The 21,330-nt window shown below is 57.9% G+C and carries 18 protein-coding genes and 2 tRNA genes; 3 read left to right on the top strand and 17 right to left on the bottom strand.

Annotated features, from left to right (window positions below; all coding sequences use genetic code 11):
- Nucleotides 1-2 precede the first annotated feature (2 nt).
- Together IB241_RS13760 and IB241_RS13765 are read left to right on the top strand one after the other, a co-directional pair.
- A complete protein-coding gene (locus IB241_RS13760; RefSeq protein ID WP_192298913.1) occupies nucleotides 3-1,019 on the top strand; it encodes a class I SAM-dependent rRNA methyltransferase in 1,017 nt (338 codons plus the stop codon).
- 87 nt (nucleotides 1,020-1,106) lie between these two features.
- Nucleotides 1,107-4,025, top strand: a complete 2,919-nt coding sequence (locus tag IB241_RS13765; protein WP_192298914.1) for a DUF748 domain-containing protein — start codon at nucleotides 1,107-1,109, stop codon at nucleotides 4,023-4,025.
- A 237-nt stretch (nucleotides 4,026-4,262) separates the two neighbouring features.
- On the opposite strand, the gene IB241_RS13770 is transcribed toward IB241_RS13765, so the two are convergent.
- The 16 genes from IB241_RS13770 to rlmE form a co-directional block, all read right to left on the bottom strand.
- Nucleotides 4,263-4,883 carry a BON domain-containing protein gene (locus tag IB241_RS13770; protein WP_192298915.1) on the bottom strand — a complete coding sequence of 207 codons (621 nt, stop codon included), beginning with the start codon at nucleotides 4,881-4,883 and terminating at the stop codon, nucleotides 4,263-4,265.
- Nucleotides 4,884-5,179: 296 nt separating this feature from the next.
- On the bottom strand, nucleotides 5,180-7,285 hold the full coding sequence (pnp, locus tag IB241_RS13775; RefSeq protein WP_192298916.1) for a polyribonucleotide nucleotidyltransferase: 2,106 nt from the start codon (nucleotides 7,283-7,285) through the stop codon (nucleotides 5,180-5,182).
- Between the two features lie 194 nt (nucleotides 7,286-7,479).
- The gene (gene rpsO / locus IB241_RS13780) at nucleotides 7,480-7,749 is read right to left on the bottom strand and encodes a 30S ribosomal protein S15 (RefSeq protein ID WP_003176135.1); all 270 of its coding nucleotides are present in this window, start codon (nucleotides 7,747-7,749) and stop codon (nucleotides 7,480-7,482) included.
- A 115-nt stretch (nucleotides 7,750-7,864) separates the two neighbouring features.
- Complete coding sequence (truB, locus tag IB241_RS13785; RefSeq protein ID WP_026136642.1) at nucleotides 7,865-8,782, bottom strand: tRNA pseudouridine(55) synthase TruB; 918 nt, start codon at nucleotides 8,780-8,782, stop codon at nucleotides 7,865-7,867.
- Between the two features lie 3 nt (nucleotides 8,783-8,785).
- The gene (gene rbfA / locus IB241_RS13790) at nucleotides 8,786-9,181 is read right to left on the bottom strand and encodes a 30S ribosome-binding factor RbfA (RefSeq protein WP_065883945.1); all 396 of its coding nucleotides are present in this window, start codon (nucleotides 9,179-9,181) and stop codon (nucleotides 8,786-8,788) included.
- Between the two features lie 159 nt (nucleotides 9,182-9,340).
- Nucleotides 9,341-11,857 carry a translation initiation factor IF-2 gene (infB, locus tag IB241_RS13795; protein ID WP_192298917.1) on the bottom strand — a complete coding sequence of 839 codons (2,517 nt, stop codon included), beginning with the start codon at nucleotides 11,855-11,857 and terminating at the stop codon, nucleotides 9,341-9,343.
- 27 nt (nucleotides 11,858-11,884) lie between these two features.
- The gene (gene nusA, locus IB241_RS13800; protein WP_017735551.1) at nucleotides 11,885-13,366 is read right to left on the bottom strand and encodes a transcription termination factor NusA; all 1,482 of its coding nucleotides are present in this window, start codon (nucleotides 13,364-13,366) and stop codon (nucleotides 11,885-11,887) included.
- 47 nt (nucleotides 13,367-13,413) lie between these two features.
- Nucleotides 13,414-13,872: a ribosome maturation factor RimP gene (rimP, locus tag IB241_RS13805; RefSeq protein ID WP_032862957.1), complete on the bottom strand. Its 459-nt coding sequence runs from the start codon at nucleotides 13,870-13,872 to the stop codon at nucleotides 13,414-13,416.
- A gap of 140 nt (nucleotides 13,873-14,012) precedes the next feature.
- A tRNA-Met gene (locus IB241_RS13810) sits at nucleotides 14,013-14,089 on the bottom strand.
- Nucleotides 14,090-14,185: 96 nt separating this feature from the next.
- Nucleotides 14,186-14,271: transfer RNA gene (locus tag IB241_RS13815), tRNA-Leu, on the bottom strand.
- A 22-nt stretch (nucleotides 14,272-14,293) separates the two neighbouring features.
- Entirely contained in the window at nucleotides 14,294-14,677 is a 384-nt protein-coding gene (gene secG, locus IB241_RS13820; RefSeq protein WP_010206600.1) for a preprotein translocase subunit SecG, read from the bottom strand.
- A gap of 4 nt (nucleotides 14,678-14,681) precedes the next feature.
- Nucleotides 14,682-15,437 (bottom strand): triose-phosphate isomerase, encoded by a 756-nt coding sequence (gene tpiA / locus IB241_RS13825; RefSeq protein WP_192298918.1) that lies wholly within the window; start codon nucleotides 15,435-15,437, stop codon nucleotides 14,682-14,684.
- A gap of 66 nt (nucleotides 15,438-15,503) precedes the next feature.
- Nucleotides 15,504-16,841: a phosphoglucosamine mutase gene (gene glmM, locus IB241_RS13830; RefSeq protein WP_192298919.1), complete on the bottom strand. Its 1,338-nt coding sequence runs from the start codon at nucleotides 16,839-16,841 to the stop codon at nucleotides 15,504-15,506.
- A 16-nt stretch (nucleotides 16,842-16,857) separates the two neighbouring features.
- Entirely contained in the window at nucleotides 16,858-17,709 is an 852-nt protein-coding gene (gene folP, locus IB241_RS13835; RefSeq protein ID WP_192298920.1) for a dihydropteroate synthase, read from the bottom strand.
- A gap of 8 nt (nucleotides 17,710-17,717) precedes the next feature.
- The gene (gene ftsH, locus IB241_RS13840) at nucleotides 17,718-19,628 is read right to left on the bottom strand and encodes an ATP-dependent zinc metalloprotease FtsH (protein ID WP_192298921.1); all 1,911 of its coding nucleotides are present in this window, start codon (nucleotides 19,626-19,628) and stop codon (nucleotides 17,718-17,720) included.
- A gap of 200 nt (nucleotides 19,629-19,828) precedes the next feature.
- Nucleotides 19,829-20,479: a 23S rRNA (uridine(2552)-2'-O)-methyltransferase RlmE gene (rlmE, locus tag IB241_RS13845; RefSeq protein WP_192298922.1), complete on the bottom strand. Its 651-nt coding sequence runs from the start codon at nucleotides 20,477-20,479 to the stop codon at nucleotides 19,829-19,831.
- Between the two features lie 105 nt (nucleotides 20,480-20,584).
- On the opposite strand from rlmE, the gene IB241_RS13850 reads away from it, so the two are divergent.
- Nucleotides 20,585-20,893 (top strand): YhbY family RNA-binding protein, encoded by a 309-nt coding sequence (locus IB241_RS13850; protein ID WP_017139256.1) that lies wholly within the window; start codon nucleotides 20,585-20,587, stop codon nucleotides 20,891-20,893.
- 9 nt (nucleotides 20,894-20,902) lie between these two features.
- On the opposite strand, the gene IB241_RS13855 is transcribed toward IB241_RS13850, so the two are convergent.
- On the bottom strand, nucleotides 20,903-21,307 hold the full coding sequence (locus tag IB241_RS13855; protein WP_192298923.1) for an MFS transporter: 405 nt from the start codon (nucleotides 21,305-21,307) through the stop codon (nucleotides 20,903-20,905).
- Between the last annotated feature and the right edge of the window lie 23 nt (nucleotides 21,308-21,330).

Genomic DNA, 21,330 nt, shown 5'->3' on the forward strand with positions numbered 1-21,330 from the left:
CCATGTCTCCCTTGAATCAGGCGCTGCGCGCCGCCCTCGATCATCGCCAAGACCTGATCAACGAGCTGCACGCCCAGGGCACCGACTGCTATCGCTTGTTCCATGGCAGCCAGGAAGGCGCCGGCGGCCTGACCATCGACCGTTATGGCCCGCAACTGCTGGTGCAGAGCTTCCATCAGTCACTGCATACCGAGGAGTTGCTGGACCTGCACCAGTTGATCAACCAGTACATGGGCCTGGAATTGCTGCTGGTGTACAACGACCGTTCCCGTGGCAACTCGCGGGTCGACCGTGAAGACACGGTGTACCGCGCCGAGCCGGCGGCGCTGGAAGATCTGGTCGGCCATGAATGGGGGCTCAATTACCGCGTACGCGGACGGCATGCCGGGCAGGACCCGCTGCTGTTCCTCGACCTGCGCAACACCCGCGGCTGGGTCAAGAACCATAGCGCCGGCAAAAGCGTGCTGAACCTGTTCGCCTACACCTGTGGCGTCGGCCTGAGCGCTGCGGCAGGCGGGGCGCGGGAGGTGTGCAACCTGGACTTCGCCGAGGGCAACCTGGCAGTCGGCCGCGAGAACGGCCTGCTGAACCCGCAGTTGCCGACCATGGAGTTCGTACAGTCCGACTACTTCCCGGCGATTCGCCAACTGGCCGGCCTGCCGATCACCCAGCGCCGTGGCCAGAAACTGCCGAGTTATCCACGCCTGGAGCAGCGCCAGTATGACTTGGTGTTGCTCGACCCTCCGGCCTGGGCCAAGAGCGCATTCGGCACCGTCGACCTGTTGCGCGACTACCAAAGCCTGCTCAAGCCCGCACTGCTCGCCACGGCCGACAACGGTGTACTGATTTGCTGCAACAACCTGGCGAAGGTCAGCATGGATGACTGGCGCGAACAGGTACTGCGTTGCGCAGAAAAAGCCGGACGTGCGGTACGCGACTGGCAAATCATGACGCCGGGAGCGGATTTTCCTTCACAAGACCAGCAGCCACCCCTGAAAACATTGATACTCCAGCTGTAGGACGCTTCCCAAAGCCCTCGCTCTTCGGAACCGAAAACCCGTGCCATACTCCAAGGCACTCCTGTTTGACATAGATGGCGCCGCCCCATGCACAAAGGATTGATTCGCGCCGTTGGCGCCTTGTTGACCGCCCTTGCCCTGTACAGCCTGTTGGGCTTCTTGATTTTGCCCGGAATTGCCCTGCGGATTGCCAACCAGCAACTGGCGAATTACGCCACGGTGCCGGCGCGAATCGAACGGATCGAACTCAACCCCTTCAGCCTCGAGCTGACCGTCTGGGGCCTCAAGATCGGCGACCCCGGCAAGGAGCAGGTGGGTTTCGAGCGCCTCTATGCCAACCTGCAGGTCGACAGCCTGTGGACCCGCGCGCTGCACCTGGCCGATGTGCAACTGGACAAACCGAAGACTGAGTTGCTGTTCGACAAGTCCGGCCAGTTGAACCTGGCGCAACTGTTCAAAATCCCGCCGAGCGAACCAACTCCGACCGACCCGAATGCCAAGCCGTTTCCTTTGCGTATCGATGGCATCAAGCTGGCCGGCGGCTATGTGCACTTTGAGGACTTGCGCCCCAGCGAGCCCATCGAATTCCTCTACGATAAGCTCGACTTCGAGCTGAAGAACCTCAGCACCCTGCCCGAAGACAATGCCGACATGACGCTCGTCGCGGCAGGCCCGGCAGGCGGGCAAATCGATTGGAAAGGCAACTTCAGCCTGGTGCCAATCACGTCCCAGGGCACACTGAAAGTCACCGACGGCAAGATGAAGGCCTGGTGGCCCTATGTGCGCGATGCCCTGCCGCTGGTGCTTGAAGACGGCGTGCTGAACTTCAGCACCGAGTATAAATTCAGCCTGGCCAAAGAGACCGAGCTGAACCTGACCAACACCTCCGCCAGCATCGCACCGTTTGCCATCAAGGCACCGGATGGCCGCCCCCTGGTGCGCCTGGAGCGCCTGGACGTCAGCGAAACCAGCGTGGACCTGGCCAAACAGCAGGTCGTCGTCGGCAAGATCCGCAGCAACAAGCTGGAAACCTGGGCGGCGCTGGAAGCGGATGGGCAACTGGACTGGCAGAAATTGTTCGCCAGCCAGCCGAGCAAACCCACCAAGGCGCCGGAGCCGAAAAATGCCCCCGCCACCGCCGACTCGCCAAAAGCCGAGCCCGCGGCGCCAAGCAAACCTTGGCAAGTGCTGCTCAAGGATGTGCAACTGCGTAACTATCAGGTGCACCTGGCTGACCGCCAGGCCAAGCCGGCGGTCGCACTGGAAGTCGGCCCGCTGAATGTCGATGTGCAGAACTTCGATAGCCTCAACCAGAGCCCGTTCACGCTGAAAGTCGACACGGGCCTGGGCAAGCAAGGCAAGGTCCAGGCGACTGGCGAGGTCAACCTCAATCCGGTCAGCGCCAAACTGAAAGTAAATACCCAGGACATCGACCTGCGAGTCGCCCAGTCCTATATCAGCCCGTTCATCCGCCTGGAACTGCGTAGCGGCATGCTCGGCAGCAATCTTGATGTGAACCTTAAAAGCACTGATCCTCTGAAGTTCCAGGTCACCGGCCGGGCGCAGGTGGACCAGTTGCACACCCTGGACACCCTCAAGACCCGCGACTTCCTCAAATGGCAGCGCCTGGTGCTCGAAGGCGTGAACTATCAGCACGGCGATAGCCTGTCGATCGATAAGGTCAACCTGCTGCAGCCGTATGCGCGCTTCATGATCAACGACGACCGCACCACCAACGTCGACGACTTGTTGATCCCGCAGCCACCGGACAAAGGCTCGAAACCTGTCAGCAAAGAAAAGCCCCTGGGCATTCGTATCGGGCAGATTGCGATCAACGACGGTTCCGCCAACTTTGCCGACTTCAGCCTGACCCCCAACTTCGCGACCGCGATTCAACAGCTCAACGGACAAATTGGCACCATCGACAGCCGCCAGGCCAAACCGGCCAGCGTCGACATCAAGGGCAAGGTGGATCGCTACGCACCCGTGACGATCAAGGGCAGCGTGAACCCGTTTGACCCGATGGCGGCGCTGGATATTGCGACCAGCTTCAAACGCGTAGAACTGACCACCCTCACGCCCTACTCTGGCAAGTTCGCCGGTTTCCGCATCCGCAAGGGGCGACTGAACCTCGACCTGCACTATGTGATCACCAAGGGCCAGCTGAAGGCCGAGAACAAAGTGGTGGTCGAGCAATTGCAACTGGGCGAGAAAGTCGACAGCGCCGATGCCGTGGACTTGCCGATTCGTCTGGCAATTGCGCTGCTCAAGGACTCCGACGGCAAGATTTCCATCGAACTGCCGGTGACTGGCGATCTGAATAACCCGCAGTTCAGTGTTATGCCGATTGTCTGGCAGACCCTGCGTAACCTGGTGGTGCGTGCAGCCACAGCGCCGTTTAAGTTTATCGGTGGGCTGGTAACGGGCGGCGGTTCGGAAGACCTCGGCAATGTATCGTTCGCCGCCGGTTCCAGCGAATTGGACAAGGATGCTGAAGGCGCCCTGAACACGCTGGCCAAAGCACTGAAAGAACGCCCTAGCCTGCGCCTGGAGATCGAAGGTACCGCGGCGGCCAGCAGCGACGGGCCTTTCCTTGCCGCTCAGCGACTGGAGCGCGAGTACCAGTACAACTACTACAAGATTCTTCAACGTCGTGGAGAAAAGGTTCCCGCCCAAGCGTCATTGCTGGTGGTACCCGAGAAGGAAAAAGCACCATTGCTTGAAGGCATTTACCGCACCCGCCTGAAACAGCAACCGCCAGCCGAATGGAAAGACCTGAGCAACGAAGAACGTAGCGCGAAGCTTCGTGACGGGGTGATCAAGTTCTGGAGTGGCAGTGATGTACTGCTGCGCCAGCTGGGCCAAGACCGTGCCAGCACCATCAAGGACTACCTGGTGGATAAGGGACAGCTGGAAGATGACCGGGTGTACTTCATTGATGCCAACTTGGGCCAGGCCGAGAAGGACGGGCGTGTCGTCACACCGATGCATCTGGACGCGGAGTAAGCCCCTTGCAAGAGCCGGCTTGCCGGCGATGCAGCCTTGAAATCGACGACGGGTCGAGGGCCTGATCGCCGGCGCTTCCAGTTAACGCCACCCACAATAGAACAGGCCCCGACACAAGTGCCGGGGCCTGTAATGACCACATCCGTGTGGTCGCTCGCATGAACTCCAGAGGTGCATCAGGTGGATGTCTAACTCACCCTAAGCCGCCGCCGTCCAGTTCAGACGAAAAGGGGTGCGTTACTCTGCTTTCAGGCCGTCGGCCGATACAGCTTTAACGCCTTTGATTTTCTTGGTGATGTTCACAGCGGTAGTTTTCTGAGCTTCAGTGACCGCGGCGGTCGAAGACAGGGACACTACGCCTTTGTTGGTTTCGACTTTGATGTCGGTGCCAGGAATGCCTTTCTCGGTAACCAGGTCAGCTTTTACTTTGGTGGTGATCCAAGTGTCCGAAGTGGACTCTTTGGCGTCAGCCGCTGCGCTTTTGGTTTTGTCGATATTGTCAGCCTTGGTAGCGCCGCCAGCCATCAGGCCGTCAGCCGAAACGGCGGTAACACCTTTGATTTTCTTGGTGATGGCTACGGCAGTGGCTTTCTGAGCGTCGGAGATCGCGACTGTCGAGGACAGGGAAACCACGCCTTTATTGGTCTCAACCTTGATGTCCGAACCAGGAATGCCTTTCTCGGTCAGCAGATCAGCTTTCACTTTGGTGGTGATCCAGGTGTCCGAGGTGGACTCTTTAGCCTTGGTCACTTCACCGGCCGCCAGGGTCATAGGGGCTTGGGAAGTCTGAGCAAAGGCTACGTTAGCACCCATGGCCAGGGTCAGAGCGGTAGCAGTAGCGAGAGCGAACTTCTTCATACGAGTAACTCCTGTTTTATTAAAAGTCTGCAGTACGTAAACCTTGATGCTGCAGCGTTAACAGGGATATTGCAGACAGTGTGCCAAGTCGCACCATGCAATTAAATCCTTATAAAACAACGCGTTATGAAAACAGCTGTTTTTTGTAATCGTGCAACTTGCATGAAACCCCTCGCCTCTGCATGCAAGTTGCGGCTTTTGGATCTGGGTAAGCACCTGATTTCCAGGCATTTTCCTCCAGGCATAAAAAAAGGACTCCGAAGAGTCCCTTTTTTCAGCGAAAAGCCTGGGGGTGATTAAACGCCCGAAGCCTTGGCTGCTGCTACGTCCTTGATGGACAGCTTGATACGGCCGCGGTTGTCCACGTCCAGTACCAGCACTTCCACTTCCTGGCCTTCTTTCAGGATGTCGGTCACTTTCTCAACACGAGCGTCGCTCAGCATGGAGATGTGAACCAGACCGTCCTTGCCCGGCAGGATGTTGACGAATGCGCCGAAGTCGACGATGCGCTCAACCTTACCGACGTAGATCTTGCCGATCTCGGCTTCTGCGGTAATGCCCAGGACGCGCTGACGTGCTGCCTCAGCGGCTTCCTTGGTTTCGCCGAAGATCTTGATCGAGCCGTCGTCTTCGATGTCGATCGAAGCCTTGGTCTCTTCACAGATCGCACGGATAGTCGCGCCGCCTTTACCGATAACATCACGGATTTTGTCGGTGTCGATTTTCATCGCGATCATTGTCGGAGCATTTTCCGACAGTTCGGTACGGGACTGACCAATGATCTGGTTCATCTGGCCGAGGATGTTCAGGCGCGCTTCCAGGGCTTGGCCCAGGGCGATTTCCATGATCTCTTCGGTGATGCCCTTGATCTTGATGTCCATCTGCAACGCGGTGACGCCTTTGGCGGTACCGGCTACCTTGAAGTCCATGTCGCCCAGGTGGTCTTCGTCGCCCAGGATGTCGGTCAGGATGGCGAACTTCTCGCCTTCTTTAACCAGGCCCATGGCGATACCGGCAACCGGCGCCTTCATCGGCACACCAGCATCCATCAGTGCCAGGGAAGCACCGCAGACCGAAGCCATGGAGCTGGAACCGTTGGATTCAGTAATTTCCGATACGACACGGATGGTGTACGGGAACACGTCGGCAGCCGGCAGCATGGCTGCAATCGAACGACGGGCCAGACGGCCGTGGCCGATTTCACGACGACCAGCGCCACCCATGCGACCACACTCGCCCACCGAGAACGGAGGGAAGTTGTAGTGCAGCATGAACGGGTCTTTTTTCTCGCCTTCCAGGGTGTCCAGCAGCTGTGCGTCACGGGCAGTACCCAGAGTCGCGACAACCAGGGCCTGGGTTTCACCACGGGTGAACAGCGCCGAACCGTGAGTCTTCGGCAGAACGCCGACTTCGATGTTCAGCGGACGTACGGTCTTGGTGTCGCGACCGTCGATACGTGGTTTGCCGTTGACGATGTTTTCGCGAACGGTGCGGTATTCGATTTCGCCGAAAGCCGCTTTGACGTCGCTGGAGGAAGGCTGGCCTTCTTCACCGGACAGCTTGGCAACGACCTGATCCTTCAACTCACCCAGGCGAGCGTAGCGGTCGGCCTTGACGGTTATGGTGTAGGCGTCGGAGATCGCAGCGCCGAACTCGGAGCGGATAGTGCTCAGCAGCTCGGTGGCTTCCGGAGCAGCAGTCCAGGTCCAGGTAGGCTTGGCGGCTTCGGCAGCCAGTTCGGTAACGGCCTTGATGACCGCCTGGAACTCGTCGTGGGCGAACAGTACGGCGCCCAGCATCTGGTCTTCGGTCAGCTCTTTGGCTTCCGATTCAACCATCAATACGGCTTCCGAGGTACCGGCAACGACCATGTCCAGGCTCGATGCTTTCTGTTGCTCGTAAGTCGGGTTCAGCAGGTAGCCGGTGCTTTCGTGGAAAGCAACGCGAGCGGCGCCGATCGGGCCGTCGAACGGGATGCCCGAGATAGCCAGGGCAGCCGAAGTACCGATCATCGCAGCGATGTCCGGATCGGTTTTCTTGCTGGTGGAAACGACGGTGCAGACAACCTGCACTTCGTTCATGAAGCCTTCTGGGAACAGCGGACGGATCGGACGGTCGATCAGTCGGGAAGTCAGGGTTTCTTTCTCGGAAGGACGGCCTTCACGCTTGAAGAAACCGCCAGGGATCTTACCGGCAGCGTAAGTCTTTTCCTGGTAGTGAACGGAAAGAGGGAAGAAGCCTTTGCTTGGGTCAGCGGTCTTGGCGCCAACAACGGTCACCAATACGGTCACGTCGTCGTCAACGGTAACCAGCACTGCGCCGGAGGCTTGACGGGCGATACGGCCTGTCTCGAGGGTAACGGTCGACTGACCGAACTGGAATTTTTTGATAACCGGGTTCACGGTGTCCTACCTTCTTTGTGGCTCTTGGGGAACTTGTCTTCTTGCGAAATTCTTGGGCAATGCCGGGAATCGGCCCGACGCTAGTCCAGGGTAAAACGTGTATCCAGATAAAACTTGAGGCTGGGAGCCTGCCATGGGCCAGCGGGAATCCCACTGACACACGGCAGACAACCAACCTCTAGCGCAATCGCTTATTAGCGACGCAGACCCAGGCGACCGATCAGAGCCTGATAACGACCCAGATCCTTGCCTTTCAGGTAATCCAGCAGCTTACGACGCTGGTTTACCATGCGGATCAGACCACGACGGGAGTGGTGATCTTTACCGTTGGCCTTGAAGTGACCTTGCAGCTTGTTGATGTTGTGGGTCAGCAGTGCAACTTGCACTTCTGGCGAACCAGTGTCACCAACAGCTTGCTGATAGTCAGCAACGATTTGTGCTTTTTCTTGAACGTCGAGAGCCATGAGGCAATCCTTTTTTCAGGAAACCACCCAAAGGGCAGTCTCAACAGGCCAGGGACAAATCCCTGTATCTAAAAATGAGTGTTGACCGTGCCTGTTAACAGCCACACTCGTTCGGTCATTCTGACCGAATCAGTCGACGCGGCGCGATGCGCCCGTCTTCGCTCACTTCACCGATACCGATAAAGCGACCGTTATGATCCTGTACCCGCACCATGCCGAACTTCGGGGCATCCGGGGCACGTACCGGCTGGCCGTTGAGCCAGTAGAACGCGCTGTGCTCCGAGAAGTGCAGCAATGGCCAGTCCAGCAAACCGCTGTCCGATGGCATCAGGAAGCGATCAACTGCTTCATTGCCGCCTTCGGCGTGCACCGCTTCCAACTCTTCCAGCGTGACCGTCTGGGCCAGGGTGAAAGGGCCGGCCTGGGTGCGGCGCAGTTCTGCAACGTACGCGCCGCAACCAAGCTTTTCACCAATATCTTCCACCAGGGTACGGATATAGGTGCCTTTGCTGCAGTCCACGGCCAGGCGCGCAGTGTCACCTTCACAGGCGAGCAATTCCAAGCGCGCAATAGTAACAGAACGCGGTTCGCGCTCCACTACTTCGCCCGCACGTGCCAGCTTGTAAAGTGGCTGCCCATCACGCTTGAGCGCCGAGTACATCGGCGGTATCTGACTGATTTGCCCACGAAAACCGGGTAAAGCCGCTTCAATATCCGCACGACCAACGGTCACATCGCGAACCTGCAAAACATCACCTTCGGCATCGGCCGTGGTGGTGGTCTTGCCCAGTTGCATGAGGGTTTCGTAACCCTTGTCGGAATCGAGCAGGTATTGCGAGAACTTGGTGGCCTCGCCAAAGCACAACGGCAACACACCGGTGGCCAGGGGATCAAGGCTGCCGGTGTGCCCGGCCTTCTCGGCATTGAGCAGCCAGCGGACCTTCTGCAAAGCGGCATTGGAGGTAAAGCCAATGGGCTTGTCGAGCAGAATGATGCCGCTGACGTTGCGACGGATACGTTTGACCTGAGCCACCGCTTACTCCTTGGCGTCTTCAGGTGTGGACGGGTGCTGACTGTCTTCCGCCACGGCGCGCTCGATCAGTGCCGACAGGTGCGCACCACGCACGACGCTTTCGTCGTAGTGGAAGTGCAGCTGGGGAACGCTGCGCAGCTTCATTTCACGGGCCAACTGCATGCGCAGGAAACCTGCCGCAGCGTTGAGCACCTTGATGCTTTGCGCGATTTCTTCGCTGTTGTCCTGCCCCATCACGGTGATGAAGATCTTGGCGTGACCAACGTCACGGCTCACTTCAACGGCGGTGATGGTGACCAGGCCAACCCGTGGGTCTTTGACTTCGCGACGGATCAGTTGGGCCAGCTCGCGCTGCATCTGATCGCCGATACGCTGGGTACGGCTGTATTCTTTTGCCATGTCTTGTTACCTGTTACTGCCACACGGTGAAACCCGTGGGGTCTGAAAGCGGCAAACGCCCGGCCTGACAAAAGCCAGACCGGGCGTTGCGTTTAGAGTCCGTACGCTGCGCGGGGCATTTGCATACCCACTCGCTGCGTGGCTCCGGAAGTGCGCGAGTTAGAGGCTGCGAGCAACCTGAACCTTCTCGAAGACTTCGATCTTGTCGCCAACCTTGACGTCGTTGTAGCTCTTGACGCCGATACCGCATTCCATGCCGGCACGTACTTCGGAAGCGTCATCCTTGAAGCGGCGCAGGGATTCCAGCTCGCCTTCGAAGATAACGATGTCTTCACGCAGTACGCGGATTGGACGGTTACGGTACACGGTGCCTTCGACAACCATGCAGCCGGCGATCGCGCCGAATTTCGGCGAGCGGAACACGTCACGTACTTCGGCGATACCCAGGATGTTCTCCCGGACGTCGCTGCCAAGCATGCCGGTAAGGGCTTTCTTGACGTCTTCGATGATGTCGTAGATGACGTTGTAGTAACGCATGTCCAGGCCTTCCTGCTCGACGATCTTGCGAGCGCCAGCATCGGCACGCACGTTGAAGCCGAACAGTACAGCGTTGGAAGCCAGTGCCAGGTTGGCGTCGGATTCGGTGATACCACCGACACCGCCACCGACAACGCGCACTTGCACTTCGTCGTTACCCAGGCCGTTCAAGGCGCCGTTCAACGCTTCGAGGGAACCACGTACGTCAGATTTGAGGACGATGTTAAGCGTCTTCTTCTCTTCCTGGCCCATGTTCTCGAAGATGTTTTCCAGCTTGCCTGCGTGAGCACGGGCCAGTTTGACTTCGCGGAACTTGCCTTGACGGAACAGAGCCACTTCACGGGCTTTCTTCTCGTCGGCCACTACGCTCATCTCGTCGCCAGCGTCCGGCGTACCGTCCAGGCCGAGGATCTCGACCGGGATAGCAGGACCTGCTTCCTTGATTGGCTTGCCGTTCTCGTCGAGCATGGCACGTACACGGCCGTAGTTCGAACCGACCAGGACCATGTCGCCTTGGCGCAGGGTACCGTCTTGAACCAGAACGGTCGCAACCGGGCCACGGCCCTTGTCGAGACGGGACTCAACCACAACGCCACGGCCAGGAGCCGATGGAGTAGCAGTCAGTTCCAGGACTTCGGCTTGCAACAGAACGGCTTCGAGCAGTTCGTCAACGCCAGTACCCATCTTCGCGGAGACTGGTACGAATGGAGTGTCGCCACCCCACTCTTCGGATGTCACGCCGTGAACCGACAGTTCGCTACGGATGCGATCAAGATCAGCGCCCGGCTTGTCGATTTTGTTCACCGCAACAACCAGCGGAACGCCAGCAGCCTTGGCATGCTGAACAGCTTCGATGGTTTGTGGCATCACGCCGTCGTCAGCTGCAACCACCAGGATCACGATGTCAGTCGCCTTGGCACCACGGGCACGCATTGCGGTAAACGCGGCGTGACCAGGGGTGTCGAGGAACGTCACCATGCCACGGTCGGTTTCAACGTGGTACGCACCGATGTGCTGGGTGATACCGCCGGCTTCGCCAGCAGCAACCTTGGCACGACGGATGTAGTCGAGCAGGGAAGTTTTACCGTGGTCAACGTGGCCCATTACGGTCACGACCGGTGCACGGGAAACTGCCTCACCTTCAAACTTCAGGGACTCGGCCAGGGAATCTTCCAGGGCGGTATCGCTGACCAGGGTCACTTTGTGGCCCAGCTCTTCAGCAACCAGTTGGGCAGTTTCCTGATCCAGTACCTGGTTGATAGTGGCCGGAGTACCCAGCTTGAACATGAACTTGATGATTTCAGCTGCCTTGACCGACATCTGTTGGGCGAGATCGCCAACAGTGATGGTCTCGCCGATCTTCACTTCACGCACGACAGGGCCGGTTGGGCTCTGGAAACCGTGGGCGTTGCGTTTCTTCAGCTTGGCCTTGCCGCGACCACCACGACGGAAGCCATCGCTTTCTTCGTCGGTAGTACGTGGGGCAACGCGTGGAGCAGGCGCTTTCTCTTTGACCGAAGCACGATGCGGAGCGTTTTTGCGCTCGCCATCGCCACCACCGCTGCGACGATTGTTATCGTCGGCACGTGGCTTGTCCGGGCGACGAGGTTCGTCACGCTTGCGGGCGTCAGCTGCCGGAGCAGGTGCAGCGGCAACCGGAGCGGCCTCACGCACAGCGTCAACAGGCGCAGCGACCGCTTCAGTGGCAGCAGGTTGCGCAGCAGCAGGCTGGCGACGCGCTTCTTCTTCGGCGCGACGCTTGGCTTCTTCTTCAGCCTTCTGACGAGCAGCATTTTCTACTGCGCGACGCTCTTCCAGTTCGCGTTTGCGCTCGGCTTCGATTTCTTCCGGGCTGCGCTGTACGAAGACTTTCTTCTTGCGTACTTCAACGCTGATGCTCTTGCTACCAGCAACACGCAGTGTGCTGGTGGTTTTGCGCTGCAATGTAATCTTGCGCGGTTCTTCCACTTTCGCCTTGTGGCTGCTCTTCAAGTGAGTCAGCAAAGACTGCTTCTCACTATCGCTCACACCTTCATCGGCGGCGGTGTGCGGCAGACCTGCCTCACGCATCTGCTGCAACAGGCGCTCTACCGGTGTTTTGACCTCATCGGCCAGTTGTTTCACCGTGACTTGCGTCATGCACTTCTCTCCTCAGGCCGCGCCTAATTACTCGAACCAATGGGCTCGGGCGGCCATGATCAACTTGCCGGCACGATCATCGTCAATGCCGTCGATGTCGAGCAGATCGTCAATAGACTGCTCGGCCAGGTCTTCGCGGGTAATTACGCCGCGCACCGCCAGTTCCATCGCCAAATCCTTGTCCATGCCCTCAAGCGAGAGCAGGTCTTCGGCCGGATGGGCGTCTGCCAGCTTTTCCTCAGTAGCGATGGCTTTAGTCAACAAACGATCCTTGGCCCGAGCGCGAAGCTCGTTGACGGTATCTTCGTCAAAGCCGTCGATGTTGAGCATTTCTTCCAACGGTACGTAGGCAATCTCTTCCAGGCTGGTGAAGCCTTCATCTACCAGCACCTGCGCCAGGTCTTCGTCGACTTCCAGCTCGTCGATGAAGTTGCGCAGGATGTCACCGGTTTCAGCTTGCTGCTTAGCCTGGATGTCCGATTCGGTCATCACGTTCAGGGTCCAGCCGGTCAGTTGGCTGGCCAGACGCACGTTCTGACCACCACGACCAATGGCCTGAGCCAGATTGTCTGCGCCAACGGCGATGTCCATTGCATGGGCATCTTCGTCAACGATAATTGCCGCCACTTCAGCTGGCGACATGGCGTTGATCACGAACTGCGCCGGGTTATCGTCCCACAGGACGATGTCCACACGCTCACCGCCCAATTCGCCCGACACTGCCTGGACGCGCGAACCGCGCATACCAATGCAAGCGCCTTGCGGGTCGATGCGTTTGTCCTTGGAGCGGACCGCGATCTTGGCACGCGAACCCGGGTCGCGGGACGCAGCCATGACTTCGATCAGGCCTTCGGCAATTTCCGGCACTTCGATACGGAACAGCTCGATCAGCATTTCCGGCGCGGTACGCGACAGGATCAACTGAGGACCGCGGTTCTCGGTGCGGATTTCCTTGAGCAGCGCACGCAGACGCACGCCAACACGGAAGGTTTCGCGAGAAATGATGTCTTCGCGAGCCAGCAACGCTTCTGCGTTGTTGCCCAGGTCGACGATCACATTGTCGCGGGTGACTTTTTTCACGGTGCCGGAGATGATTTCACCCAGGCGCTCGCGATAAGCGTCAACGACTTGAGCGCGCTCGGCTTCGCGGACTTTCTGCACAATGACCTGCTTGGCAGTCTGTGCAGCAATGCGGCCGAACTCGATGGATTCGATTTTCTCTTCAACGACATCACCGACCTTGGCGCCAGGATGCGTTTGCGCAACCTTGCTCGGCCAGGTTTCGATGGCAGGATCATCAAGATCGTCCTCTTCGACCACCGTCCAGCGACGGAAAGTCTCGTAGGCACCGGTGTGGCGGTTGATTTCCACACGCAGATCAACTTCGTCTTCAAAGCGTTTTTTGGTAGCAGTGGCCAGGGCCAGCTCCAACGCTTCAAAAATCACGCTTGCCGGTACACCCTTTTCGTTGGATACCGACTCAACAACCAGCAGTACTTCTTTGCTCATCGTACGCCTCGCCTTTCGCAAGCCATTGGATCCGCGGGATCCGCGTCTCAGTCAAAACTGGGAATAATGTTGGCCTTGTCGATCATATCGATCGGCAACAGGAACTCATGGTCTTCTACCTGCACCACGACATCCTGTTCTTCTACACCGCGCAGAAGGCCCTGAAAATTGCGTCGCCCTTCGAACGGGGATCGCAGCTTGATCTTCACTTGTTCACCGACATATTTAGCAAACTGCTCGATAGTGAACAGTGGGCGTTCCATGCCTGGCGAGGAAACTTCGAGGGTGTATTCAACGGCGATTGGATCTTCAACATCCAGGACACCGCTGATCTGACGGCTGACAATGGCGCAATCGTCCACCAGCACACCGCCCTCTTTATCGATATAAACGCGCAACATTGAGTGGCGACCTTGAGCCGAAAACTCAATACCCCAGCATTCATAGCCTAGGGCCACGACCACCGGGGCCAGCAAGGCCTGCAACTCTTCTAGCTTGCTCGACACCTGAACCCCCTCGTGCATGTATGTGCATGCTGTGCAAAATAAAAAAATGGGCGAAACGCCCATCCTTGAAACGCCGTCGAACAGCGGCGTTGAAAGTGTCCAGCTAACAAAAAGCCCCTTAAAAGGGGCTCCGCTAAAACTGGTTGCGGGGGCCGGATTTGAACCGACGACCTTCGGGTTATGAGCCCGACGAGCTACCAGACTGCTCCACCCCGCGACAAAGCTGGGGCGGAAGTATACGACCGATCCCTTGCAGGGTCAATGTAACCTTCCACCTACAAGAAAGCCCGCAACAGCGGGCTCTCCTGATAATTGGTACCGAGAAGGGGACTCGAACCCCTACACCCTATGGGCACAACCACCTCAAGGTTGCGTGTCTACCAATTCCACCACCTCGGCAATACAGCGTTTACAACCCTTCTTACTTTTGCTCTTGAGCTGGAGGTACGTCAGTCGCTGGAGTAGCCGACTTTTGCTCTTGAAGCACCGGGACATCATCAGAAGCCGGTTTTGCTTTTGGAACTTCCAACACTGCTGGGTTTGGGAGACCTACCTGAGTCAGCACATGAGCCTTCTCTTTAGCAAAGTAACCTAACCCCAAGCTGGTTATGAAGAAACCGGCGGCAAGTATAGCAGTAAACTTACTAAGAAAGGTAGAGGAACCTTGGCTTCCGAACACAGTATTTGAAGCACCTGCACCGAAAGACGCACCAGCATCCGCACCTTTACCCTGTTGCAGCAAAACCAGGGCAACTACGCCCAGTGCGGCCAACAGATGAAAAACGACTACGACTGTTTCCAGCATTTTTTCAGTTTCCCGCGGCGCGACAGATCGCACCGAACTCATCTGCATTCAGGGAAGCTCCACCAATGAGCCCCCCATCGATATCCGGCATGCCGAACAGTTCGACCGCATTGGCCGCCTTCACGCTGCCGCCGTATAGAAGACGCACACCTTGTGCGACTTCAGAATTCTCTGCCGCCAACTGCGCGCGGATGGCTGCGTGCACATCCTGCGCCTGTTGCGGCGTTGCAGTCAGCCCGGTACCAATGGCCCAGACCGGCTCGTAAGCGATTACTGCCTTTGCAAACGCACCGACACCCAGCTCCTCGATGATGCTGCCCAGCTGACGCGAGACAACTTCAAGAGTCTTGCCCGATTCGCGCTGCTCAAGGGTTTCCCCTATGCACAACACCGGAATCAAGCCACAAGCCTGTGCCGCTGCGAACTTGCGATTGAGTGTCCCATCCCGCTCGCCCATCATCTGGCGACGCTCGGAGTGCCCGACAAGCACATAGGAACAACCCGCATCAACCAACTGACTCGGTGCAATCTCACCGGTCAACGCACCTTGCATGGCTTCCACCGCAGAATTCTGCGCGCCGACCTGAATCGACTTGCCTTTCAAGCCATCAACCACTTGGGTGATATGCAAGAGAGGCGGGAAAACCGCCACATCAACGCCGCTAGGCAAGGCCAGGTGACGAAGGCCGTTGATCAGCTCAGCGACACTGGCGCGGGTACCGTGCATCTTCCAGTTACCAGCTACCATAGTGCGACGCATGCTGTACCCCGTCGGTCAAAGTGGGCGCAGATGTTACCCAACCACATCACCACTGGCAAGCCGAATTCAGGCGCAAACTTCACTTACCAGTTTTGCCAGGCTTTCTGCATGCTCGCGAACCTGCGTTTCATCGTCACCTTCGACCATAACGCGCACCAAAGGCTCTGTGCCGGACTTGCGCAGCAACACCCGCCCACGCCCCGCCATTGCCAGCGTCACACGCTCACAGGCATCTTTGACAGCCGGGTGCTCGATTGGGTTTTCACCCCCTGCAAAGCGCACATTGAGGAGCACTTGCGGGCACTTGCGCAGCGCCTGACGCGCCTGAGCAAGACTCTCTTCACGACGACGCAAAGACAGCAATACCTGAAGCGCCGCGATAATTGCGTCGCCAGTAGTGGTGTGCTGGAAGCAGACAACATGCCCGGAGTTCTCGCCACCCACTTGCCAGTTACGCTCCAGCAGCTCGGCGATTACGTAACGGTCACCGACATTGGCACGAACAAAGGGAATCCCCAGGTCAGCCAGGGCCAACTCCAATCCCAGATTACTCATCAACGTACCAACGACGCCGCCCTGCAGCTTGTTACGCTCATGCAAGTCGCGAGCAATGATGAACAGCAGGTCATCGCCATCGACCACCGCGCCCGTGTGATCCACCATCAGCACGCGATCGCCATCGCCATCAAAGGCAATACCCAAGTCAGCATGCTTGGCCAGCACGGCTGCCTGCAACTGCTCCATGTGCGTGGAGCCACAGTTCTCGTTGATATTCAAACCATCAGGCTGCGCCGACAGCACCGTTACTTCGGCACCCAACTCCTTGAACACGCTCGGGGCAACCTTGTAGGTCGCACCGTGTGCGCAATCGACAACAATTTTCAGCCCGGCAAAATTGGTGCTGGTAGGAACACTGCTTTTGCAAAACTCGATGTAACGCCCAGAGGCATCATTGATGCGCGACACCTTGCCCAGCTTACTGGACTCGACCACAGTCATCGGTGCGTCGAGCAACTCTTCGATCATCAGCTCGATTTCGTCAGGCAACTTGGTGCCCTGCCCGGAAAAGAACTTGATGCCATTGTCATCGTGGGGATTGTGCGAAGCGCTGATCACAATACCGGCTTCAGCGTGGAAGGTACGCGTCAGGTAGGCGATCGCCGGCGTCGGCATCGGCCCCAGCAACATCACATCAGCACCGGCAGCAGACAAACCCGCCTCAAGCGCAGACTCAAACATATAGCCCGAAATGCGGGTGTCCTTGCCCACCAGGATGCGGCACGCGCCCATGCTGCGGAACGCCATGCCTGCCGCCCAACCCAGCTTGAGCATGAAATCAGGAGTAATCGGAAACTCGCCGACCCGACCACGGATACCGTCGGTGCCAAAGTATTTTTTAGTCATAAGTGCTCCATCATTCTTATTCGGCGGATTCTACAGCGGCAATCATGCGCACCACATCGACCGTCTCGGCGACATCATGTACACGCAAGATGCGTGCGCCCTTGGTCACGGCAAGCGCCGCAAGCGCCAGGCCACCATATAACCGCTCACCCACTGGACGATTCAATGCCAGCCCTATCATGCTCTTGCGCGAAACCCCAACCAACAAGGGACGACCAAGCGCATGGAGAGACTCCATGTGTTTAAACAGACTCAAATTATGTTGCAGGGTCTTGGCGAAGCCAAACCCAGGATCAAGGATGATCTTCTCGGGAGCGATGCCTACTCCGGCGCACTGAGCGATCCGCTCAGCCAGGAAACTGCTCACCTCACCAACGAGATCGTCGTAGTGCGGATTGTCCTGCATATTTTCAGGCTCCCCCAGCATGTGCATCAGGCACACCGGCAGACCGGTGGCTGCTGCCGCATCCAGGGCACCGTCACGCCGCAAGGAACGCACGTCGTTGATAAGTCCAGCCCCCAGCCGCGCGGTTTCGCGCATCACCGCCGGGGTCGAGGTATCAACCGAGATAATGACATCCAGCTCCTGGGCGATGCGCTCGACAATCGGTGCAACCCGCTCCAACTCCTCCAAGGGAGAAACCACGCGAGCACCGGGACGGGTGGACTCCCCTCCCACATCGATCAAGGTCGCACCGGCCAACACCATCGCCTCGGCGTGGCGCAACGCAGCATCAAGCTGGCTGAAGCGACCACCATCAGAGAAGGAATCAGGAGTGACATTAAGAATGCCCATGACGTGCGTATGGGCCAAATCAAGAACCCGATTGCCGCAAGGCAACCGGGTGGAGGACAACACAGAAGTCATTTCAAACCTTAATGGTCAGCCGCAGGGCCGCCGATCGGGGTTTCAGGGCGTTCATTCTGGACCACTGGCGGAGTACCCGAAGTACCCGAACCACCTTCCCAATCGCGAGGCTCACGCGGGGCGCGGCCAGCCATGATGTCGTCGATCTGGTCGGCATCAATGGTTTCGTACTTCATCAGCGCGTCAGCCATCGCGTCGAGCTTGTCGCGGTTATCGGTCAGGATCTGCTTGGCCGTGCCGTAGCACTGGTCAATGATGCTGCGCACTTCGGAGTCGATCAGCTTGGCTGTCTCACCGGAGAAGCTGGCGCTTTGACCGCCGCCGCCACGACCCAGGAACACCTCACCTTCTTCCTCGGCATACATCAAAGGACCGAGTTTTTCCGACAAGCCCCACTTGGTCACCATGTTTCGCGCAATCTGGCTGGCACGCATGATGTCGTTGGACGCGCCGGTGGTCACACCGTCAAAGCCCAGGGTCATTTCTTCCGCGATACGGCCGCCGTACAGTGAGCAGATCTGGCTGATCAGCGCACGCTTGGAAAGGCTGTAGCGATCCTCTTCCGGCAGGAACATGGTGACACCCAGCGCCCGACCGCGAGGAATGATCGATACCTTGTAGACCGGGTCATGCTCTGGCACAACGCGACCAACAATGGCGTGACCGGCTTCGTGATAAGCAGTGTTCTGCTTTTCTTTCTCGGACATGACCATGGATTTGCGCTCGGCGCCCATCATGATCTTGTCTTTCGCCAGTTCGAACTCTTTCATTTCGACGATGCGCTTGCCGGTACGGGCCGCAAACAGCGAAGCCTCGTTAACCAGGTTGGCCAGGTCAGCACCGGAGAAGCCAGGAGTACCACGGGCAATCACGGCCGGAGCCACGTCGTCGCCCATCGGCACTTTGCGCATATGCACTTTGAGAATCTGCTCACGACCACGGATGTCCGGCAAGCCGACCACGACCTGACGGTCGAAACGGCCCGGACGCAGCAACGCAGGGTCCAATACGTCCGGACGGTTGGTAGCAGCGATGACAATGATGCCGTCATTCATTTCAAAGCCGTCCATCTCAACCAGCAGTTGGTTGAGGGTCTGCTCACGCTCATCATGACCGCCGCCCATGCCGGCGCCACGATGGCGACCAACGGCGTCGATTTCATCGATGAAGATAATGCAAGGTGCGTGCTTCTTGGCCTGCTCGAACATATCGCGAACACGGCTGGCGCCGACACCGACAAACATCTCGACGAAGTCAGAACCGGAAATGGTGAAGAACGGCACTTTCGCTTCGCCGGCAATCGCCTTGGCCAGCAAGGTTTTACCCGTACCTGGGGGGCCTACCATCAGCACACCACGTGGAATGCGACCACCCAGGCGCTGGAACTTGCCCGGATCGCGCAGGAACTCGACCAGCTCACCCACTTCTTCCTTGGCTTCATCGCAACCGGCAACGTCAGCCAGGGTGGTCTTCACCTGATCTTCGGAGAGCAGGCGCGCCTTGCTCTTGCCAAAGCTCATCGGCCCGCCCTTGCCTCCCGCACCACCTTGCATCTGGCGCATGAAGAACATGAACACGGCAATAATCACCAGGATCGGGAAACTGGCGACCAGGAGCTGGGTCCAGATGCTCTGCTGCTCAGGCTGCTTGCCTTCGACCACGACGTGGTTGTCCACCAGATCGCCGATCAGACCGTTGTCCGGAATGTTCGGACGAATGGTCTTGAAGCTATCGCCGTCGTTGCGCTTGCCGTTGATCACAAAGCCATCAATCGCTACACGCTCGACCTTGCCATCCTTGACTTGCTGGATGAAGTCGGAGTAGTTGAGGGTCTGCGGCTCGTTAGGGCTGGAGAAGTTGTTCATCACCGTCACAAGGACAGCCGCGATGATCAACCACAGGATCAGATTCTTTGCCATATCGTTCAATTAACTACCCTCTGAAGCAAGCTCCGCTACTGGCGCGCGCTTCGCATGATATTCACCGGCCTAACTTACTACATTACCTACAACTCTGGCAGGCGCCGTCTGTAACCCTTTGTGAAACTTTGACTACACAATATTCGTAAAGCTTCGTGACGAAAGCGACATAAAAAAACCTATCGCCCTCCTCGACTTTCTCAAAAACGCTCTTCACTCGTCGCACCTTCGACGCCACGGAAGCCACGGCACAGCAGGTATTGCTCTCTGGACCGGTCCCGGGAAGAGTCTGGCTTACGCGTCTGCACCTTATCGAACAACTTGCGTATGTTCTTGTGGTACTCGTCGAAACCTTCACCCTGGAAGACCTTCACCAGGAAATCGCCACCGGGACGCAATACCCGACCCGCCAAATCCAGTGCCAGCTCGCAAAGGAACATTGCACGCGGCATATCGACGGCCGGTAATCCACTCATATTGGGGGCCATGTCGGAAATCACAAGGTCTACCTGCGAATTTCCCACAGCCTCAAGGATTTGGGCGAGCACCGTGTCCTGGGTAAAGTCACCATGAACAAAGGTCACGTCCGGGATGCTGTCCATCTCGAGGATGTCGGAAGCGATAAGGCGACCTTGCCCACCAATCAGACGACTGGTCACCTGGGACCAGCCACCAGGGGCTGCACCAAGATCGATAACGCTCATGCCTGGACGAATCAGCTTGTCCTTGTCCTGGATCTCCAGCAGCTTGTAGCTGGCACGGGAACGATAGCCGTCCTTTTGCGCCTTTTTGACGTAAGGATCGTTGAAATGCTCTTGCAGCCACTTGAGGCTAGTTTTGGAACGGGCCACGGGCCACCTCGAAAATAAAACGGGTTGTGATTAACTGGGCGGTCCCGGACTCGCTCGGGTAAACTGGCCGCCGCTTTTTACAAGATCAGACGCAGGGGTCAGATTATGCCGCTCACTCAAGAGCAGAAGAAACAGTACAAATCCATTGGCCACCATCTGAAACCAGTTCTGATTGTGGCAGACAACGGTTTGACTGAAGGTGTGTTAGCCGAACTTGAACGCGCATTGGGCGATCACGAACTGATCAAGATCAAGGTCAACATCCTTGACCGCGAAGCGCGCCTGGCCGCCATTGCAGAACTGTGCAAGGTGGGCAAGGCCGACCTGGTTCAGGTCATCGGCAAGATGGCGCTGCTGTATCGCAAGAACTTCAGCGTCAACAAGCAGCTGTCGAACGTTCATCGCTTCAAATGATTCAAAGGGTCACGGGCGTGCTTCGCGCGCCCTGCCGCTCCATCCCGGTGCAGGTTGCACAACCAGGACCAAGCCAGAGAACCCTAGCACAAGATAGCTGAACAACTGCCAGCGCAACGCTTCCGGCAGCCAGACATGCACGATGCAAAACATTGCACACGCATACAGCGCCATCAACAGCAGTTGGCCGCGAATATCCCGCCACAAACTCCCCCAGCCTTCGGCCTTGACCAGCACCAACGCCTGGAGTGTCACGCACGCCGCCGCAAAACCCACCAGCAGCGCACTCAGTAATCCGTCGATCTCATCGATCAGCAACGGTGCCAGGCCTATCAGGCCCAGCGCCGGTAAAACACCAATGTGCAACAACCACAGGCCACCCACCCAAAGCATCTGGGAGAGCTGCCATAGCATGGCGCCCGCACGGAGCGGGCGCC

The organism is Pseudomonas sp. PDM05 (genome assembly GCF_014851685.1).
Taxonomy (GTDB): domain Bacteria; phylum Pseudomonadota; class Gammaproteobacteria; order Pseudomonadales; family Pseudomonadaceae; genus Aquipseudomonas.

What these genes read in the sequence shown, in the direction of transcription:
- IB241_RS13850 (WP_017139256.1), top strand. Translation starts at nt 20,585, where the DNA reads ATGCCGCTCACTCAAGAGCAGAAGAAACAGTACAAATCCATTGGCCAC.
- infB (WP_192298917.1), bottom strand. Translation starts at nt 11,857, where the DNA reads ATGACGCAAGTCACGGTGAAACAACTGGCCGATGAGGTCAAAACACCG.
- glmM (WP_192298919.1), bottom strand. Translation starts at nt 16,841, where the DNA reads ATGACTAAAAAATACTTTGGCACCGACGGTATCCGTGGTCGGGTCGGC.
- rpsO (WP_003176135.1), bottom strand. Translation starts at nt 7,749, where the DNA reads ATGGCTCTCGACGTTCAAGAAAAAGCACAAATCGTTGCTGACTATCAG.
- secG (WP_010206600.1), bottom strand. Translation starts at nt 14,677, where the DNA reads ATGCTGGAAACAGTCGTAGTCGTTTTTCATCTGTTGGCCGCACTGGGC.
- nusA (WP_017735551.1), bottom strand. Translation starts at nt 13,366, where the DNA reads ATGAGCAAAGAAGTACTGCTGGTTGTTGAGTCGGTATCCAACGAAAAG.
- IB241_RS13855 (WP_192298923.1), bottom strand. Translation starts at nt 21,307, where the DNA reads ATGCTATGGCAGCTCTCCCAGATGCTTTGGGTGGGTGGCCTGTGGTTG.
- IB241_RS13760 (WP_192298913.1), top strand. Translation starts at nt 3, where the DNA reads ATGTCTCCCTTGAATCAGGCGCTGCGCGCCGCCCTCGATCATCGCCAA.
- IB241_RS13765 (WP_192298914.1), top strand. Translation starts at nt 1,107, where the DNA reads ATGCACAAAGGATTGATTCGCGCCGTTGGCGCCTTGTTGACCGCCCTT.
- folP (WP_192298920.1), bottom strand. Translation starts at nt 17,709, where the DNA reads ATGACTTCTGTGTTGTCCTCCACCCGGTTGCCTTGCGGCAATCGGGTT.
- ftsH (WP_192298921.1), bottom strand. Translation starts at nt 19,628, where the DNA reads ATGGCAAAGAATCTGATCCTGTGGTTGATCATCGCGGCTGTCCTTGTG.
- rbfA (WP_065883945.1), bottom strand. Translation starts at nt 9,181, where the DNA reads ATGGCAAAAGAATACAGCCGTACCCAGCGTATCGGCGATCAGATGCAG.
- IB241_RS13770 (WP_192298915.1), bottom strand. Translation starts at nt 4,883, where the DNA reads ATGAAGAAGTTCGCTCTCGCTACTGCTACCGCTCTGACCCTGGCCATG.
- tpiA (WP_192298918.1), bottom strand. Translation starts at nt 15,437, where the DNA reads ATGCGTCGCACTATGGTAGCTGGTAACTGGAAGATGCACGGTACCCGC.